The 17,327-nt window shown below is 53.5% G+C and carries 15 protein-coding genes; all 15 read left to right on the top strand.

Annotated elements, in window-relative coordinates; genetic code table 11:
- Positions 1–79: 79 nt before the first annotated feature.
- The 15 genes from OGY67_RS03880 to modD all read left to right on the top strand — a co-directional run bounded on the left by OGY67_RS03880 (position 80) and on the right by modD (position 17,324).
- Positions 80–811, top strand: coding sequence for a MerR family transcriptional regulator (locus OGY67_RS03880; RefSeq protein ID WP_008784993.1), 732 nt, complete (start codon positions 80–82; stop codon positions 809–811).
- 310 nt (positions 812–1,121) lie between these two features.
- Positions 1,122–1,652 carry a Csu type fimbrial protein gene (locus OGY67_RS03875; protein ID WP_003833507.1) on the top strand — a complete coding sequence of 177 codons (531 nt, stop codon included), beginning with the start codon at positions 1,122–1,124 and terminating at the stop codon, positions 1,650–1,652.
- Between the two features lie 14 nt (positions 1,653–1,666).
- Positions 1,667–2,389: a fimbrial biogenesis chaperone gene (locus OGY67_RS03870; RefSeq protein ID WP_003833508.1), complete on the top strand. Its 723-nt coding sequence runs from the start codon at positions 1,667–1,669 to the stop codon at positions 2,387–2,389.
- Positions 2,390–2,444: 55 nt separating this feature from the next.
- Complete coding sequence (locus OGY67_RS03865) at positions 2,445–4,730, top strand: fimbria/pilus outer membrane usher protein (RefSeq protein ID WP_286573503.1); 2,286 nt, start codon at positions 2,445–2,447, stop codon at positions 4,728–4,730.
- A gap of 13 nt (positions 4,731–4,743) precedes the next feature.
- The gene (locus tag OGY67_RS03860; protein WP_267452158.1) at positions 4,744–5,712 is read left to right on the top strand and encodes a Csu type fimbrial protein; all 969 of its coding nucleotides are present in this window, start codon (positions 4,744–4,746) and stop codon (positions 5,710–5,712) included.
- 323 nt (positions 5,713–6,035) lie between these two features.
- Positions 6,036–7,310 carry a Glu/Leu/Phe/Val family dehydrogenase gene (locus OGY67_RS03855; RefSeq protein ID WP_020996616.1) on the top strand — a complete coding sequence of 425 codons (1,275 nt, stop codon included), beginning with the start codon at positions 6,036–6,038 and terminating at the stop codon, positions 7,308–7,310.
- 325 nt (positions 7,311–7,635) lie between these two features.
- Entirely contained in the window at positions 7,636–8,706 is a 1,071-nt protein-coding gene (dhaK, locus tag OGY67_RS03850) for a dihydroxyacetone kinase subunit DhaK (protein WP_008784998.1), read from the top strand.
- 11 nt (positions 8,707–8,717) lie between these two features.
- Entirely contained in the window at positions 8,718–9,350 is a 633-nt protein-coding gene (dhaL, locus tag OGY67_RS03845) for a dihydroxyacetone kinase subunit DhaL (RefSeq protein ID WP_020996617.1), read from the top strand.
- Between the two features lie 10 nt (positions 9,351–9,360).
- A complete protein-coding gene (dhaM, locus tag OGY67_RS03840) occupies positions 9,361–10,791 on the top strand; it encodes a dihydroxyacetone kinase phosphoryl donor subunit DhaM (RefSeq protein WP_286573500.1) in 1,431 nt (476 codons plus the stop codon).
- 170 nt (positions 10,792–10,961) lie between these two features.
- Positions 10,962–12,674: an alpha,alpha-trehalase gene (locus OGY67_RS03835; protein WP_191215702.1), complete on the top strand. Its 1,713-nt coding sequence runs from the start codon at positions 10,962–10,964 to the stop codon at positions 12,672–12,674.
- Positions 12,675–12,881: 207 nt separating this feature from the next.
- On the top strand, positions 12,882–13,904 hold the full coding sequence (locus tag OGY67_RS03830) for an ABC transporter substrate-binding protein (RefSeq protein ID WP_079934752.1): 1,023 nt from the start codon (positions 12,882–12,884) through the stop codon (positions 13,902–13,904).
- Positions 13,905–13,930: 26 nt separating this feature from the next.
- Positions 13,931–14,890, top strand: a complete 960-nt coding sequence (locus OGY67_RS03825; protein WP_462561833.1) for a FecCD family ABC transporter permease — start codon at positions 13,931–13,933, stop codon at positions 14,888–14,890.
- A complete protein-coding gene (locus OGY67_RS03820) occupies positions 14,887–15,648 on the top strand; it encodes an ABC transporter ATP-binding protein (RefSeq protein WP_286573494.1) in 762 nt (253 codons plus the stop codon). Before OGY67_RS03825 ends, OGY67_RS03820 begins: the two co-directional genes overlap by 4 nt.
- Positions 15,649–15,657: 9 nt before the next feature.
- On the top strand, positions 15,658–16,470 hold the full coding sequence (locus tag OGY67_RS03815; protein WP_286573493.1) for a class I SAM-dependent methyltransferase: 813 nt from the start codon (positions 15,658–15,660) through the stop codon (positions 16,468–16,470).
- A complete protein-coding gene (modD, locus tag OGY67_RS03810; RefSeq protein ID WP_286573491.1) occupies positions 16,467–17,324 on the top strand; it encodes a ModD protein in 858 nt (285 codons plus the stop codon). The genes OGY67_RS03815 and modD overlap by 4 nt, the downstream gene beginning before the upstream one ends.
- Positions 17,325–17,327 lie beyond the last annotated feature (3 nt).

Below are 17,327 nucleotides of genomic sequence, written 5' to 3'. Positions count from 1 at the left end.
TGTACAATTTGATGCATGTTGTACAAAGTAACAGGAACCGCATATCGGTGACGGAGAATCAGGAGTGTCCGGGGGAACTATGGCTTATTACAGCATTGGGGATGTCGCAGAACGTTGCGGGATAAATCCTGTCACCCTTCGGGCATGGCAACGACGTTACGGTTTACTCAAACCTCAACGCAGTGAAGGTGGCCACCGACTCTTTGATGAAGAAGATATTCAGCGTATTGAAGAAATAAAACGTTGGATTAGCAATGGCATACCTGTTGGGAAAGTTAAGGCATTGCTGGAAACCAGTACCCGTCAAGCTGACGACGACTGGAATCAATTACAAGAAGAGATGATGAGCATTCTTCGCATGGCGCATCCACCGAAGCTGCGAGCCAAAATTACCGCACTCGGTCGCGTTCACCCCGTAGATGCGCTGATCGATCACGTTTATCTTCCCGTACGTCAACGGCTGATACTTGACCATAATACATCCCGCATAATGAACAGCATGCTTGATGGCGCATTGATTGAATATGTTGCCACACTGCTGTCTGAAACGCGGCGCAAGTCAGGAAAGGATGCCCTCCTGATGGCCTGGGATGTTGAAGACAGAACCCGTCTGTGGCTCGAAGCCTGGCGCTTATCGCAATCTGGTTGGCATATTGCCGTTCTGGCTGAACCCATTGAATCGCCAAGACCTGAACTTTTCCCTGGGCAAACCCTTTTTGTCTGGACCGGTATTACGCCAACCCGCAGACAAAATGAACTGCTCCAACACTGGAATGAACAAGGTTATAAGGTCATTTTCCACAGCCCGTAACCTACACGTAATACGTGTAAGATAAATCATACAACTCTCATTTTTTGGCTGGTTATTTTGAGTACCACCCAAGGAATATGTTGCCCTCTATCCTCCTGACTTAACCCCGGCCATAGCATAAAAATAAAACAATATACTAACTCATTGGTATTATTTTTTTGCAGACGACATCACCTTTTTCCTAAGTAAAATTCATTAGTTCAACTGGCGTACGTCTAATACTTATTCTAGGGTTAAATTATGTCTTCTTGTGCCACATTATTGTTTTTCTAAAGTAATAAATGTGGTTATTTGAAATAAGGTAAAGGATATGGCTCTAGTCTTAGACAAACGCTTAATTCTTTGTTGCTGCGCCTTTTCCATTATTTCTGTGGCAAATGCAGCAACCGTTAACGGAACATTTCAGGTGCTGATGACGATTCAAAAGGCCTGTACCGTAACTGCCGGTTCGGCTTCAAATATTACACTTGGTCCGGTGAATACCACGGCGACAAATACCAGTGCAAGCAACACTATTTCAATTAATTGCTCAAAAACCACGCCCTATTTTATCGGTCTGGCACCGTCGGCTGCCAATGGAGGGACGACAACGGGATCTGGCGCCATGTCCTCCGTAGCTAACGCTGCCACCAATACCGATAAAGTGCCCTATCAGCTAAATCGTACATCAGCAACAGGTCCGGTGTGGGGGAATACCGCCACCGACACCGCACCTGGAAATGGGGTAGCGGCGACGGGTACAGGTCTGGCGCAAACGTATACTGTTTATGCCACCGCACCGAGCGCCAACTTCACTCCTGACGACTATGCCGACACGGTAACGGTTAACGTTAACTACTAACTTCAGGAAGCCATATGAGAGTAAAACTGCCTGTAAAGCAGTGTGCCTGCGCATGCCTGCTAGGGATGGTTGCGAGCGTCAATCTTGCCACCGCCAGCGGACTGCAAATAGCCCCGGTCACGTTAACGTTGCAAGCGACGCAAAATGCCGATGGTATCTGGCTGAGTAACGCGGGTGAAAATGTGCTCAATGCCCAGGTTCGGGTTTTTCGCTGGAGTCAAAGCGCTTATGACGACAAACTCTCCCCCTCTCAGGGGCTGGTGATTAGCCCGCCGATGTTAGCATTAGCCCCTGGAGAACGACAGCTGATACGCGTTATTCGTACAAGCCCTCCCTCGGCACATGCCGAAGACGCTTATCGTTTGTCGATAGATGAGTTACCGCCTGCAAAAGTAGAAAAAAACAAGCTTCAGTTTGTGCTGCATTATTCTGTTCCCGTTTTCATTCAACCAACATCAGCGGCACAAACGCAGGCAAAACTGCAATGGAAATTACAGCAGCTGGATGGCAAAAAATTTATTGAAGTCAGTAATCAGGGAAATGGGCATGCACAGTTATCTGCTGCAACATTTATAAGCCCTGACGGTACTAAAAAAGTCATTACACCCGGACTATTAGGCTACGTTTTACCCGGATCAACAATGCGCTGGATAGTTTCCCCGTCAGCCAGGAATAATCATTACGGCGGGAAAGTTGAAGTCACAATCAATGGCCAAAAAACAGTACAAGATCTGTAACAGATCCTGGCTTCTGGTGAAATATTGCTTTCTCAATGGAGTATTAATATCGGGAATGGTTTGCGCACAAACGCTGAATAATAACCAGAACGAAAATGGTGTTATTAATAGCGCCTCGCAGATTAAGGGAGTCGATTTGTATCTCGACGTCACGTTAAATGGGAATCCCGTTGGGCTGGTTCATTTTGGCTACGATAATGGAAAGCTTTATGCAGGAGCAGATACTCTGCGTAAAATGGGCTTTCGCTTTGCTCCAGACGCCACTAACGCCGTCTGCCTGAACGATATCCCCCAGCTAACTATTGACTACAACGTTCAGTTGCAAACGCTCTCGCTTACTGCGCCACTCAGTTCACTCGATCTTGCGACAACGCAGCTTAACTCGCCCACCGAAACCGTGCCAACGGCAACAACATCACCCGGGGCGCTGCTCAATTATGATATCTATACGCAACAGGGGGATGAAAGCGCAATCAATACCTTCAGCGAAATTCGCGCCTTCAATGCGGCCGGCGTGCTCAGCACCACCCAGTTGACGCAGTACTCTACCGAGGAATATGCCGATAACAGCGTTGAGCGCCTCGACACCAGCTGGCGTACGTCATTTCCTGATTCGATGTTGGCGTTAACCGTGGGCGATACCCTGACTAGTTCACTCATCTGGTCCCGACCGACGCGAATCGGCGGCATTCAGATAGGCACCGATTTTGGGTTGCAGCCCTATATGCCAACCACCCCGCTTCCAGCATATCTGGGATCCGCGACGTTACCGTCAAACGTTGAGCTGTACGTCGACGGCGTCAGGTACTACAACGGAGAAGTCCCCGCAGGTAGCTTTCAGATCAACACAATGCCTAACATCAGCGGCGCGGGAACGGGTCAGGTGATGATGACAGATGCGTTGGGCAGAACGAGCGTACAAAATTTCTCGTTCTACAACGATCAGCAACTCCTGCGGGAAGGATTAACCGCCTGGTCGGCAGAATTAGGCACGGTACGCGAAAATTATGGTTACTCCTCTTTTGATTATGCCAGCGTACCGGTATTGAGCGCTACGTGGCGTCGCGGGTTTAGCAATACGTTCACCGCCGGGACTCACGCGGAAACCAGCGATGGACTGATTAACGCGGGCTTCAGTAACGACTGGATCCCCGGAACCCGCAGCGGCACGTTTTCGACCTCACTTGCCGCAAGTACCGACTCAGGAAAGAACGGGTTTTTGTACAGTTTTGGTTACCGTTGGTCCGGCGAACGGTTTAATTTCAGTACCAGTACCACGGCAACTTCCGGCGATTATCGCGATGTCGCCACCCATTACGGTGAGCCGCCCCCCACGCTTAACAGCAACACTGTCATTGGCTATTCGCTGGAAGCAGCTGGAAATGTCAGCCTGAGCTATTTGCAGTTTCGTTATCCACACGAAAATGCGGTGCGCTACGCCAATGCCAGTTGGTTTAAGTCTGTTACAGACAACATCTCACTGAATGCCGGATTCAACCAGAACATTGACGATAACCGCGATCGCAGTCTCTATTTGATGGTGACGATCACGACCGACAACAATCTGAGCGCCAGCAGCACCCTACAACGTACCAACGACGAAACCGGTTACCAGCTCAACGCCAGCCTGACGCCCCCTGCCGACGGCGGCTGGGGCTGGAATCTGGCTGCCAGTCAGCAGGCTTCCCGGCAAAGTGGCCAAGGAGAAGTGGGATATCTGGGACGTTATGGTAAAGCGTACGCGGGATTCAGCCGTTTACCGGATAACCATTACGGTTATGCAGGCGCAACCGGATCGCTGGTGACTATGGGAGGCGGCCTGTTTGCAGCAAGAGAAATCAATAATGGTTTTGCCGTCGTCTCAACTGACGGCGTGCCTGATGTTCCGGTCAAATTGCAAAATAATCTGATCGGTCGCAGCGATGACCAGGGACTACTGTTGGTCACCCCGTTGAACAGTTATCAAAAAAACCTGATCAGTATTGACCCGATGGATCTCCCTGCCAATATGCGGATCGCACGCGTTGAGACGAATGCCACGCCAGCCGATCGTTCCGGTACTTTGATTAGCTTTGGCATCACCCCCGTCCGCGCTGCGCAGATTATCCTCGTCGACAATCAGGGTAAGCCAATTTCTGAAGGTAGCATGGCTTACGCCATCAACGAAAAAGGACAATCGTCTGTCGTTGGCTTTGATGGAATGACATGGTTCGACACCCTTGAGCAGCACAACACGCTGCGCGTTGATACGGACACCGGTAGTTGTCGCGTGCAATTTGACTATCCCACGTCAGCAAAGGGGATTGTGCAAATAGGCCCACTGGTTTGTCGCCCACATTAACAGGAGTGCGCTCATGAGGTTAAGACATCTGCTACTCATCGCTGCCGTACTTTTTTGTCCGGCAATTAGCCATGCGGTAACCTGTTCGGTGAGCAATGTGCAAGCCATAAATTTAGGTTCGGTCAATCCACTGTCTGCGACAGGCGCTACGTCATCAATGACGTTCAGTTACACTTGCGCCAAAGAGCTTGGTGACACGTTGGCTGGGATCAATCTCTGTTTTAATATTGGCGCCTCGGCCGTCAGTGGCCAGGTGACACCGCGAAATATGTCATTAAGCGGAAACCCCGCCAGAACGCTGGCATACCAGCTTTACCAGGATAGCGGGCGCACCAAAGTCTGGGGCAGCCAGTATCAGTCGGGAACCACTTTTCCCATGGTACAGCTTAACCTGCTGAATTTGACGCCAGTGACAGGTTCACTCACGGTATCGGCGCAGATCGTCACGCCACAAACTTCAGCCGTCCCTGGAAACTATCAGGATAGCTATACGACGGCAACAGCCCTTGTCACCCTCAACCCCGGATTACTTTTCCCGCCGACCACCTGTGGTGATACCGTTGCCGCCAGGTTTCCTTTCACCGTCACAGCTGCTGTCAGCAAACAGTGTAATATCACCTCCGCGACTAACATCAGCTTTGCTCCCACCAGCGGAACGGGTCGTAATCTCACGGCGTCAAATAACGTAGGCGTAGCCTGCTCTAATAACACCCCTTACACCATCGGACTTCAACCCTCCAACGGCAATACGGCAGGCAGCGGCGTGATGGCAGGCACGGGGTCAAATACGGATAAAGTCCCCTACCAGCTTAGTTCGACGCCAGGTCCTTCCGGTACGATCTGGGGCAATACTGCGCTTAATACCGTTGCGGGCAACGGCACCGGGACAACGACTACCTACCCGGTTTACGCCACCGTCCCCAGCGCGAACTACACGCCAGACAACTATGCCGATACTGTCACCATCGCCGTGACCTACTGACGCCCAGCTTAACAGCAATAAAGCAAACACATTTTATTATCATATTATTTACTTTTAGAGGTGCGTCATAAATCTGACAAATTGCGATTTTTACAAGTTATGCATATTAAACTACATAAATCGCAAAAAAAACCGCGATGAAAGCCAAAATAAAGAATAACTATTCACCACCAAGCCAAAACCCACACTACTCATACCGATAATCCGTGTTAGCCAGGCAGGCTGTTCTATGAAAAAAATGTTAAATTTAGGTTTATATGGTGAGATTCACTGTATACCACGGCCAAATTAAGAACATATTACTTTTATAACTAAGGTTTATCATGGATAAGTTATCTTACGCTTCAGATAGCAGCACATCTGCCTGGAATACCTACCTGCAACAAATCGAGCGTGTGGCCCCTTACCTGGGCGAACTTTCCCATTGGGTGGACACCCTGCGCCACCCAAAACGCGCGCTGATTGTCGATATCCCGGTGCAGATGGATGACGGCACTATCCGTCATTTTGAAGGGTATCGCGTGCAACATAACCTTTCCCGCGGTCCGGGCAAAGGCGGTGTGCGTTATCATCCTGATGTTGATCTTAATGAAGTGATGGCCCTGTCTGCATGGATGACCATCAAATGCGCAGCGTTGAACCTGCCGTACGGCGGAGCCAAAGGCGGTGTGCGCGTCGATCCGTTCTCACTTTCTGAAGGTGAACTGGAGCGTTTAACCCGCCGTTATACCAGCGAAATCGGCATTATCATTGGGCCGCAGAAAGACATTCCTGCGCCGGATGTAGGTACTAACGGAAAAGTCATGGCCTGGATGATGGATACCTACTCCATGAACCACGGCACCACCGTGACCAGTGTGGTCACCGGTAAACCTATTCACCTCGGCGGCTCGTTAGGCCGTGATAAAGCCACCGGTCGCGGCGTTTTCGTCAGTGGTCTGGAAGTCGCGCGTCGTGCGAACATTGAAGTTGAAGGCGCTCGCGTGGCGGTACAAGGTTTCGGTAACGTCGGCAGCGAAGCCGCCCGCCTGTTCGCCGCAGCGGGTGCGCGTGTCGTCGCTATTCAGGATCACACCGCAACGCTGTTTAACTCCACGGGTATCGACATGACCGCGCTGTCTGCCTGGCAGTTAGAGCACAAACAGATTGCCGGTTTCCCAGGCGCTGAAACCATCGCCAGCGAAGCCTTCTGGAGCGTGGAGATGGATATCCTGATCCCTGCCGCGCTGGAAGGACAGATTACCCGTCAGCGTGCAGAAATGCTGACCTGCAAACTGGTACTTGAGGGCGCTAACGGCCCGACTTACCCGGATGCCGATGATATGCTGGCAAGCCGCGGTATCATCGTGGTACCTGACGTCGTATGTAACGCAGGCGGCGTAACCGTCAGCTACTTCGAATGGGTCCAGGACATGGCAAGCTTCTTCTGGAGTGAAGAAGAGATCAACAATCGCATGGACAAAATCATGACTGATGCGATGGTGCACGTATGGGAAAAAGCAGCTGAGAAATCCTGCTCCCTGCGTACCGCAGCCTACATTGTTGCCTGCGAACGCATTCTGCTGGCACGTAAAGATCGCGGAATTTATCCGGGCTAATACCGATAATTTTCCCTCGCATAAACCACCTGCCTGGCAGGTGGTTTTTTTTAGCAAAATCCTGCACGTAGTCTTTCCCCATTAAATACTGCCCGATCTCTCATTTTCGCTGTTTTATGCGCCACTACGTTTCAATATGGAACGTTATAAAATGATGGTGTTCCGTATTGAAACGCCCTTCACAGCAATTTTCTTTTGCGTACCCGTGTGCAAAATTACCTTATCGGCAGCGAGCGGTCGCCGTGACGTTGAACCAACCGATACCCTACATCAGATGCCTGCCCGAATTTGGCAGCCATCCAGGACTGTCTGCGGAGCATAAATAATGAAAAAATTGATCAACCGTGTTGAAGACGTACTGAATGAACAACTCGCCGGACTGGCGAAAGCGTATCCTTCCCTGGCACTGCATCAGGATCCGGTATATGTCACCCGCGCAGATGCGCCGGTGATGGGCAAAGTGGCTCTGCTTTCCGGTGGCGGCAGCGGACACGAACCTATGCACTGCGGCTACATTGGTCAGGGCATGCTCTCTGGCGCCTGTCCAGGTGAGATTTTTACCTCACCCACGCCGGATAAAATGTTCGAATGCGCCATGCAAATTGACGGTGGCGAAGGCGTGCTGCTGATAATCAAAAATTACACCGGCGACATTCTTAATTTCGAAACCGCCACCGAGCTGCTGCATGAAAGCGGTGTCAAAGTCACCACCATGGTGGTGGATGACGACGTGGCGGTGAAAGACAGTTTGTATACCGCCGGTCGACGTGGCGTGGCGAATACCGTATTGATCGAAAAACTGGTCGGCGCGGCCGCCGAACGCGGTGATTCGCTGGAAGCCTGTGCGGCGTTGGGCCGTAAGCTGAATAACCTGGGCCACTCCATTGGCATAGCCATTGGCGCCTGTACCGTTCCAGCCGCTGGACAACCGTCGTTCACGCTGCAGGATAACGAAATGGAGTTTGGCGTAGGTATCCACGGGGAACCCGGCATTGACCGTCGCCCCTTCACCTCTCTCGATCAGACCGTTGATGAAATGTTCGATACCCTGCTGGAAAACGGTAACTACAGCCGTACACTCCGCCACTGGGACAACGTCCAGGGCGCGTGGCAGGAAGGTAAAGAAAGCAAGCGTGCGTTACAAAGTGGCGATCGCGTTATTGCGCTGGTCAATAATCTCGGCGCGACGCCGTTGTCTGAACTCTTCGGCGTGTATAACCGCCTGGAAAGCCGTTGTCAGGATGCAGGCATCGTCATTGAGCGCAACCTGATCGGTTCTTACTGTACCTCTCTGGATATGACCGGTTTCTCGATCACCTTGTTACAGGTAGATGACGAAACGCTGAGCTTATGGGATGCACCGGTACACACCCCTGCTCTCAACTGGGGTAAATAAGGAGATTCATGATGTCCCTCAACAGAACGCAAATTGTTAACTGGCTCTATCGCTGCGGCGAGATCTTCACCACAGAAAGTGATTTTCTCACCGGACTTGACCGGGAGATCGGCGATGCCGACCACGGTCTGAACATGCATCGTGGTTTCAGCAAAGTCGTTGAAAAGCTGCCGTCCATCGCAGACAAAGACATCGGCTTTATTTTGAAAAACACCGGTATGGTGCTGCTCTCAAGCGTCGGCGGGGCCAGTGGGCCGCTGTTTGGCACCTTTTTTATTCGCGCCGCCCAGGTGACTCAGGCTCATCAAAGCCTGACGCTTGAAGAGCTGTATCAAATGATGCGTGATGGCGCAGAAGGTGTGATTAGCCGCGGTAAGGCTGAACCTGGCGACAAAACCATGTGCGACGTCTGGCTACCGGTTGTCGAGTCCTTACGCCAGTCCTGCGAGCAAAAGTTAAGCGTACAGGCAGCGCTGGAAGCGGCAAGCCAGCAAGCGGAAGCCGCAGCGCAAAGCACCATCACCATGCAGGCTCGCAAAGGCCGTGCCAGCTATCTTGGTGAGCGCAGTATTGGACATCAGGATCCCGGCGCAACGTCGGTCATGTTTATGATGCAAATGCTAGCTCAGGCGTCCAGAGAGTAAGGATAAAGCGATGGTAAACCTGGTTATTGTTTCTCACAGCGCCCAACTGGGCGAAGGCGTCGGGGCGCTGGCCCGGCAGATGTTAATGGGCGGTGATTGCAAAATCGCCATTGCCGCAGGCATTGATGATCCTGAGAATCCGATTGGCACCGATCCGATCAAGGTGATGGAAGCCATCGAGTCCGTGGCCGATACGGACCACGTGCTGGTGATGATGGATATCGGTAGTGCATTACTGAGTGCGGAAACCGCGCTGGAACTGCTCGACCCTGGCATTGCCGCCAAAGTGCGTTTGTGCGCAGCACCACTGGTTGAAGGCACACTGGCCGCGACGGTTAGCGCCGCCGCGGGTGCTGATATCGATCGGGTCATCCGTGATGCCATGAACGCCCTCGACGCCAAATGTGAGCAACTGGGTTTACCTTCGCCATCCGCAGCGAAACCCGCATCTGCTGCACTGTCTCCCGATGCAGATGCCCGTTCTGTTGCCATTGTGGTGAAAAACCCTAACGGCATCCACGTTCGCCCGGCTTCGCGGCTGGTTTCCGCGTTGTCTGGTTTTAACGCCGACATGTGGCTGGAGAAAAACGGCAAGTGTGTGGTTCCTGATAGCCTGAATCAGATAGCTCTGCTGCAGGTACGCTGTAATGACACGCTGCGCCTGATTGCCAAAGGCGAACAGGCAGAGGATGCGCTGGCCGCATTTAAACAGCTGGCAGCAGAGAATTTTGGTGAATCGCTCGAGTCCGCTAATGCTGATAACAAGGCAACTCAGGCTCCTTCAAAAGTCACGGGGACGGCATTCTGTCACACGCCGTTCTCGCCCGAGGTAAACCCGCAGCCAGCCGCATCACTCCAGGCTGAGCAACAGCGATTACAGACCGCCATCCAAAGTACGCTGAACGATCTGAGCGAACTCACTGCACTTGCTGAAGAACGATATTCCGCAGATATCGCCGCCATCTTCTCCGGTCACCATACGCTGTTGGACGATCCTGAACTGTTTGAAATGGCCTGCGATGTAATGCGCGAAAAGCAGTGCAGCGCCGCCTGGGCCTGGCAAAACGTGCTGAGCGATCTCAGCCAGCAGTATTTACAGCTCGATGATCCTTATCTGCAGGCGCGATACATTGATATTGAAGATTTGCTGTCCCGTTCACTGCAGCATTTGACGGGAGAGAGCGCACAAATTCCCGCATTCTTGCGCCCCACTATCCTGGTCGCAGATGTCATTTATCCGTCTACGGTACTGCAACTCGATCCGAAGACCATCAAAGGTATCTGCCTGCGGGACGGCAGCGAAGCCTCGCATCCGGCGATTATCGCTCGTGAAATGGGTCTGTGCTGGATGTGTCAGCAAGGCGCGGCTCTCGATAGCATCAAGATGGGCGATACTCTGACCATTGACTGTGTCACACAGCGGATAACCCGCGCAAACTGATACCGAAGCACACCCTTTCCAACAAAGGGTGTGCTTCTTCTCTATTCGCGTCGGGAAATGTCTGTTTATTCGCAAAATGGGGAGCCGATCACGCGAAACGGTCATTCCTGAACTAAGGTTTTCTCATGGTAAATGCCGCTACTTCGGCACGCCGCTAAGGAGATTAACCGATGATAACGCCAGCAACTCGCCATCCTGGCCTGCTCTCTGTTGCAATAAAACTGACGCTCGCAAGCACCTTTTTTGCCCTTTCCTCTTTTACCGTCAACGCCGAGGACGCACCAGCCGCTACGCCTGCGCCGCCTGATATTCTGCTTGGCCCCCTGTTTAACGATGTACAAACAGCCAAACTGTTTCCTGACCAGAAAACCTTTGCGGACGCGGTGCCAAACAGCGATCCATTAATGATCCTTGCCGATTACCGGATGCAGAAAAACCAGTCCGGATTCGACTTACGCCATTTTGTGCAAGTGAATTTCACCTTGCCGAAAGACGGCGAGAAATACGTGCCCCCGGCCGGGCAATCATTACGCGAACATATCGATGGCCTGTGGCCGGTACTCACCCGTTCGACAACCGACGCTGAAAAATGGGATTCGCTGCTGCCGCTCCCGGAACCGTATGTGGTACCTGGCGGGCGTTTTCGCGAAATATATTATTGGGACAGCTATTTCACCATGCTGGGGCTTGCCGAGAGCAATCACTGGGATAAGGTCTCGGACATGGTGGCAAACTTCGCTTACGAGATTGATTCCTGGGGACACATTCCTAACGGCAACCGCACCTACTACCTGAGTCGTTCGCAACCGCCGTTCTTTGCCTTTATGGTTGAACTACTGGCGCAGCACGACGGGAATGACGCGCTGAAAAAATACCTCCCACAGATGCTCAAAGAGTACAGCTACTGGATGGAAGGCGTCGAAACACTCCAGCCCGGTCAGCAAAATAAGCGCGTAGTTAAACTGGATGACGGCACCATTTTGAACCGCTACTGGGATGAGCGCGATTCGCCTCGGCCAGAGTCGTGGGTAGAGGATATCGCCACCGCTAAAAGCAACCCGAACCGCCCGGCCACAGAAATCTACCGCGACCTGCGTTCAGCTGCCGCGTCCGGCTGGGATTTTAGTTCCCGCTGGATGGACAATCCTAATCAGCTGGGCACTCTGCGCACCACCAGCATCGTTCCGGTCGATCTCAATGCGCTGATGTACAAAATGGAAAAAATGATCTCCCTCGCCAGCAAGGCTGCTGGTGATGATGCCAAAGCGGCGCAGTACGATGGCTTCGCTAATGCCCGACAAAAAGGGATCGAGAAGTACCTGTGGAACGACAAAGAAGGCTGGTATGCCGACTACGATCTGAAAAGCCACAAAGTACGCAACCAGCTCACGGCTGCCGCCCTGTTCCCGCTATATGTCAATGCAGCGGCAAAAGATCGCGCCAGTAAAGTCGCCACGGCCACCCAGGCACATCTGCTGCAACCGGGCGGCCTTGCTACCACGTCGGTGAAAAGCGGCCAGCAGTGGGATGCCCCCAATGGCTGGGCCCCGCTCCAGTGGGTAGCAGCATCCGGGTTACAGAATTACGGTCAGGATACTGTCGCCATGGACGTGACCTGGCGATTCCTCACCAATGTTCAACACACCTACGATCGCGAGAAAAAGCTGGTTGAGAAGTATGACGTGAGCACCACTGGAACCGGCGGTGGCGGCGGTGAGTATCCGTTGCAGGATGGTTTCGGCTGGACCAACGGCGTAACGCTGAAAATGCTCGACCTGATTTGCGCCAAAGAAAAGCCCTGTGACAACGTACCCGCATCACGACCTACCCCGGCAAGTACTGCGCCAGTCGAGTCTAAAAAACAGACTCAACCGACGCCATAACATCATAGCCTGAGCCGTTTTACTTCCTGAATCCGCGCTTCGTCGCGGATTTTTCTTTCTTATATTTCCCCCTTCCAGCTGTCTCTATGGCCTCTAGCCCTTATGGGGTATCCGGGGTTTTCATCCGTGAGAAATTGATTCTGAACATGTTTTTATTCGCTGTATATGTAAATATATAGCGATTTTGTAACCTTCAGGATAACAATAATGCCACTGACAAGACGGATGTTTGCCCAACTCGTGGCATCTGCACTGCTGCTACGCCATCTTCCCGCGTTTGCTCAAACCTCGCTGACTGTGGCCATTGGAGACTCTCCGAAGCCAGAAACGACCCAACGCGTGGTCAGCGCGGGCGCGCCTGCTGACATGCTGCTGCTGGCCGTCGCACCGGAAAAACTGGTGGGGCTTTCCTCCTTTGATTTCTCTCGCCAGACCGCCATCCCGTTTAACGATAACATTCGGACTTTGCCGAAACTCGGCAGGCTGGCGGGGCGCGCCAGCACGCTCTCGCTTGAAGCACTCCTGGCGCTTAAACCTGACCTGGTTATTGACTGCGGTAATGCCGATGAAACCTGGCTTTCTCAGGCCAGACAAGTGAGCGCACAAACACAGATTCCCTGGCTGCTGATTAACGGCGAATTGCGCCATACCCCAGAACAGTTTCGCGCAGTCGGTGAAGTATTGGGCGTCGTCTCGCGAACCGCAATGCAGGCCGCGCTGGCCCGTCGATTTATCGATGATGCAATAGCCTTCTCGCATTCACCCGCGGCGAATCTGCGTTTTTATGCCGCGCGCGGTGCCAGAGGACTGGAGACTGGTTTACAAGGTTCTCTGCATACCGAAGCAGCAGAACTACTGGGGTTGCACAATGTGGCGCACATCCCCGGACGACAGGGGCTCACACAGGTCTCAATGGAAAATCTGCTCAGCTGGCAGCCGGATATTATCCTGGTGCAGGATGCGGTGACAGCGCAGTTCCTACGAGAAGATCCGGTCTGGCAAGGGGTCAAAGCGGTTGCTGACCGGCGCATTCTGTTTCTCAGCGGTCTGCCGTTTGGCTGGCTGGATGCACCTCCTGGCATCAACCGTTTACTGGGGTTACGCCGCCTGCACGCCTGGCTTGATCCACAGGTTGAAGCGAGCTTTAAAACCGATATGCAGCGCTACAGTGAATTGTTCTGGCACACCACGCTAAGCGACGCACAGTATCAAAGGTTGGTGGCAGTCTGATGAAAACATCAACCCTCGGTTTTCTGATGATTGCTGCGGTGGTGCTTTGCGCGAGCGTCGCCGCGGTATCAGGCGCGTATCGCCTGGATGCACAACAGGTTTTGAATCTCGTGGCCGGTGCAGATGGCGTTCCAATGCAGGACAAAATCGTCTTCTGGCAAATCCGCCTGCCACGCATACTGGCTGCATTGCTGCTCGGCGCGGCGCTGGCGGGCGCAGGAACCACCTATCAGGGCATGTTCCGCAACCCGCTGGTCTCGCCGGATATTCTCGGAGTGGCGGCGGGTGCGGGTTTAGGTGCCTGTTTAGCAATCCTGTTAGGTTTACCGATCCTGTTTATTCAGCTGTATGCGTTCATAGGCGGTTTATTCGTGGTCGCCGGTGTCTGGTTAATTACCCGGCGAGTCAAGCGACACGACCCGGTGTTAACACTGGTGCTGGTCGGGATTGCGCTGGGCACGGTATGCGGCGCGGGAATTTCACTCATCAAAACGCTGGCCGACCCGTATACCCAACTCCCCTCTATCACTTTCTGGCTGCTTGGCGGTTTATCGACGATCACGCCGCACGATCTGTGGTTCTCGGCACCGCTGATCTTCGCAGGACTGGTCCCGCTATTGCTGCTGCGCTGGCGCATGAACCTGCTCACCCTGTCGGATGATGAAGCACGATCGCTTGGGATCAACGTCTCGCGATTGCGGCTGGGACTGATCGTCTGCGCAACGTTAATCACCGCCTCTACCGTCGCCATCGCGGGCATTATCGGCTGGATTGGGCTGGTTGTACCGCACATCGGCAGACTCATCAGTGGCAATAACCACCAGCAGTTGCTGCCCGTTTCTATGGGGATCGGCGCCATTTTGCTGCTGCTCACCGATACTCTTGCCCGCACGCTGAGCAGCACAGAAATCCCGCTGGGGATCCTGACGGCATTTATTGGCGCACCGTTCTTTTTGCTGCTTTTGCTACGGGGAAATCGCCCATGACGCTTCTGACCGTCCGCCATGCGTCGTTGGGATACCACAGTCACCAGCCCGTGTTACGCGATGTCTCATTTCAGGTTTCGCCCGGCTCCGTCTGTTGTCTGATTGGGGCCAACGGCAGTGGAAAAACCACCCTGATGCGCACCATTCTCGGCGTTCTTTCGCCGCTTCACGGTGACATTCTGCTTGATGGCGTCGCTATAAATCATCTCAGCGATCGGCAACGCGCCGCCGCTATCGCCTGGGTTCCTCAGGCACATGACGGCGCGTTTGCCTTCACTGCGCTGGACATGGTGATGATGGGGCTGGCCCCGCAACTGGCGGCATTTGCGGTTCCCGGCGCTAAAGAGCGTGAAAATGCGCACCAGCAGATGACGATGCTGGGAATCTCTCACCTGGCGCCCCGACGCTGGAACACGCTGAGCGGCGGAGAGCGGCAACTGGTGTTAATTGCCCGCGCGCTGGCGCAGCGTCCGCGTCTTTTGTTGCTGGATGAACCCGCTTCCAGCCTGGATTTTGGGCATCAAATCCGTCTGCTCGACACGCTAGTGACGCTGAAAAACTCGGGTATGGCCCTGCTGATGTCGACCCATCATCCGTTGCACGCCCGGGCAATCGCCGACAGCGTGGTACGCGTTGAACCGAACGGTGCAGTGTCGCAGGGGCTTCCTGAACAGCAGCTCGCCACCGATCGTCTGGCAGCGCTGTATCGCGTTACAGCGTCACAAATCGCCCATCACCTCTTTGGCTCACACAACTAAGGAATAAGAATGCTCATTGACGACATTGATTTTGCCGATCTTTACCGTAAACAGTTACAGCTGGCGAACAGAACCGAGAAAAAACCGGAGCACTGGGATAAGCGTGCGGAAAAAATGGCAGAGAATTGCGCCTCATTAACCGACAGCTATCTGCTACAGCTGTTGGGAAAAATCGACCTGAAAGGGGCGGAGTCGCTGTTTGATATGGGCTGCGGTCCCGGTACGGTTTCGCTGGCGTTGGCTAAAAAGATGCCAATAATTTACGGCGTAGATTACAGCCAGGGCATGCTTAGCGTAGCTACCCGCCGCGCTGCGCAAATGAACGCCCGTCACGTGCAGTGGGTGCAGCGGGCCTGGGAGGAACACTGGGATGATTTACCCCAGTGCGATATCGCCGTCGCTTCGCGCTCTACGCTGGTTGCCGATATGCGCCAGGCGATGACCAAACTGAATAATCAGGCCCGACTGCGGGTTTACACCACTCATCTCGTCAGTTCATCTTTCGTTTCCCCCACCATTCAGCGTGCACTGGGCCGCGAAGTGATTGAGCTTCCCAACTATATCTATGCGCTTAATGTCCTGTATCAGATGGGGATCCACGCGCATGTTGATTTTATCCGCGGACCCAACTGCCAGCAGGACAACAGCACCTGGACGCGTTTTCTGGAAAACGTGCGCTGGAGTATGGGTGAACTGAGCGCCGACGAGGTCGAGCGTCTGGAAACCTGGTATCAACAGCAGGATCCACGCGCGATTGCCCCCGCCAGCCGTGACTGGGCGCTTATCTGGTGGGACAGCGTTCCGCGGGAGGCGCTGCGATGATCTACTTTTCGCAGGCGCAAACCGACGCGCTGCTGCTGGAAGATATTCAGGGCGGCGACCTGACTACCCGCGCGTTGGGGATCGGCGCACAGCCGGGCGTTATGGCGTTTTACCATCGCCAGGGCGGATGCGTTAGCGGCACCGCCGTTGCCAGACAAATGCTCACCTCATTAGGGCTGACCGTCAGCGACATGGTGGCCGATGGTGAACAGGTAAGTGCAGGACAGCGATTGATTTGCGCACATGGGAATGCGGCGGCACTGCACCAGGGCTGGAAAGCGGTACAAAATGTCCTGGAGTGGAGCTGTGGGGTTTCGGGGTATCTTGAGAGCATGTTGAGCCAACTGCGCCAACGCTATCCTGATGGGCAGATTGCCTGTACCCGCAAAGCCATTCCCGGCACGCGTTTGTTGGCGACTCAGGCAATACTCGCCGCGGGAGGCATTATCCATCGCGGAGGATGCGCCGAAACGGTACTGCTGTTTGCTAATCACCGCCATTTTCTTACCAACCCAAACGACTGGTCAGGTGCGATTGCGCGCTTACGCCGCCATGCGCCAGAAAAAAAGATTGTGGTTGAGGCAGATACGCCAGATGAGGCATTAGCCGCGCTACGCGCCGCGCCCGATGTCCTGCAACTCGACAAATTTACCCCTGAGCAAGCAACAGAAATTGTCCGCCAGGCCCCTTCTCTGGCCCCCCATTGCACGCTGGCGCTGACTGGCGGCATTACCCTCGCCTCGCTGGCGAGTTATCTCGACTGTGGCATCAGACTTTTCATCACTTCCGCGCCTTACTACGCTCCGCCCGCGGATATCAAAGTTAGCCTGAGCCCGGACGCACGTGGCATATAACAT

The sequence above is a fragment of the Citrobacter sp. Cpo015 genome (assembly GCF_030333035.1).
GTDB lineage: Bacteria > Pseudomonadota > Gammaproteobacteria > Enterobacterales > Enterobacteriaceae > Citrobacter > Citrobacter portucalensis.
The sequence above is the reverse complement of the archived record's forward strand: the minus strand, read 5'-3'. Positions and strand labels throughout refer to the sequence as shown.

Excerpts from the sequence above, each read along its gene's own strand:
- OGY67_RS03880 (WP_008784993.1), top strand. The coding sequence starts at position 80 with ATGGCTTATTACAGCATTGGGGATGTCGCAGAACGTTGCGGGATAAAT.
- OGY67_RS03875 (WP_003833507.1), top strand. The coding sequence starts at position 1,122 with ATGGCTCTAGTCTTAGACAAACGCTTAATTCTTTGTTGCTGCGCCTTT.
- OGY67_RS03870 (WP_003833508.1), top strand. The coding sequence starts at position 1,667 with ATGAGAGTAAAACTGCCTGTAAAGCAGTGTGCCTGCGCATGCCTGCTA.
- OGY67_RS03865 (WP_286573503.1), top strand. The coding sequence starts at position 2,445 with ATGGTTTGCGCACAAACGCTGAATAATAACCAGAACGAAAATGGTGTT.
- OGY67_RS03860 (WP_267452158.1), top strand. The coding sequence starts at position 4,744 with ATGAGGTTAAGACATCTGCTACTCATCGCTGCCGTACTTTTTTGTCCG.
- OGY67_RS03855 (WP_020996616.1), top strand. The coding sequence starts at position 6,036 with ATGGATAAGTTATCTTACGCTTCAGATAGCAGCACATCTGCCTGGAAT.
- dhaK (WP_008784998.1), top strand. The coding sequence starts at position 7,636 with ATGAAAAAATTGATCAACCGTGTTGAAGACGTACTGAATGAACAACTC.
- dhaL (WP_020996617.1), top strand. The coding sequence starts at position 8,718 with ATGTCCCTCAACAGAACGCAAATTGTTAACTGGCTCTATCGCTGCGGC.
- dhaM (WP_286573500.1), top strand. The coding sequence starts at position 9,361 with ATGGTAAACCTGGTTATTGTTTCTCACAGCGCCCAACTGGGCGAAGGC.
- OGY67_RS03835 (WP_191215702.1), top strand. The coding sequence starts at position 10,962 with ATGATAACGCCAGCAACTCGCCATCCTGGCCTGCTCTCTGTTGCAATA.
- OGY67_RS03830 (WP_079934752.1), top strand. The coding sequence starts at position 12,882 with ATGCCACTGACAAGACGGATGTTTGCCCAACTCGTGGCATCTGCACTG.
- OGY67_RS03825 (WP_462561833.1), top strand. The coding sequence starts at position 13,931 with ATGATTGCTGCGGTGGTGCTTTGCGCGAGCGTCGCCGCGGTATCAGGC.
- OGY67_RS03820 (WP_286573494.1), top strand. The coding sequence starts at position 14,887 with ATGACGCTTCTGACCGTCCGCCATGCGTCGTTGGGATACCACAGTCAC.
- OGY67_RS03815 (WP_286573493.1), top strand. The coding sequence starts at position 15,658 with ATGCTCATTGACGACATTGATTTTGCCGATCTTTACCGTAAACAGTTA.
- modD (WP_286573491.1), top strand. The coding sequence starts at position 16,467 with ATGATCTACTTTTCGCAGGCGCAAACCGACGCGCTGCTGCTGGAAGAT.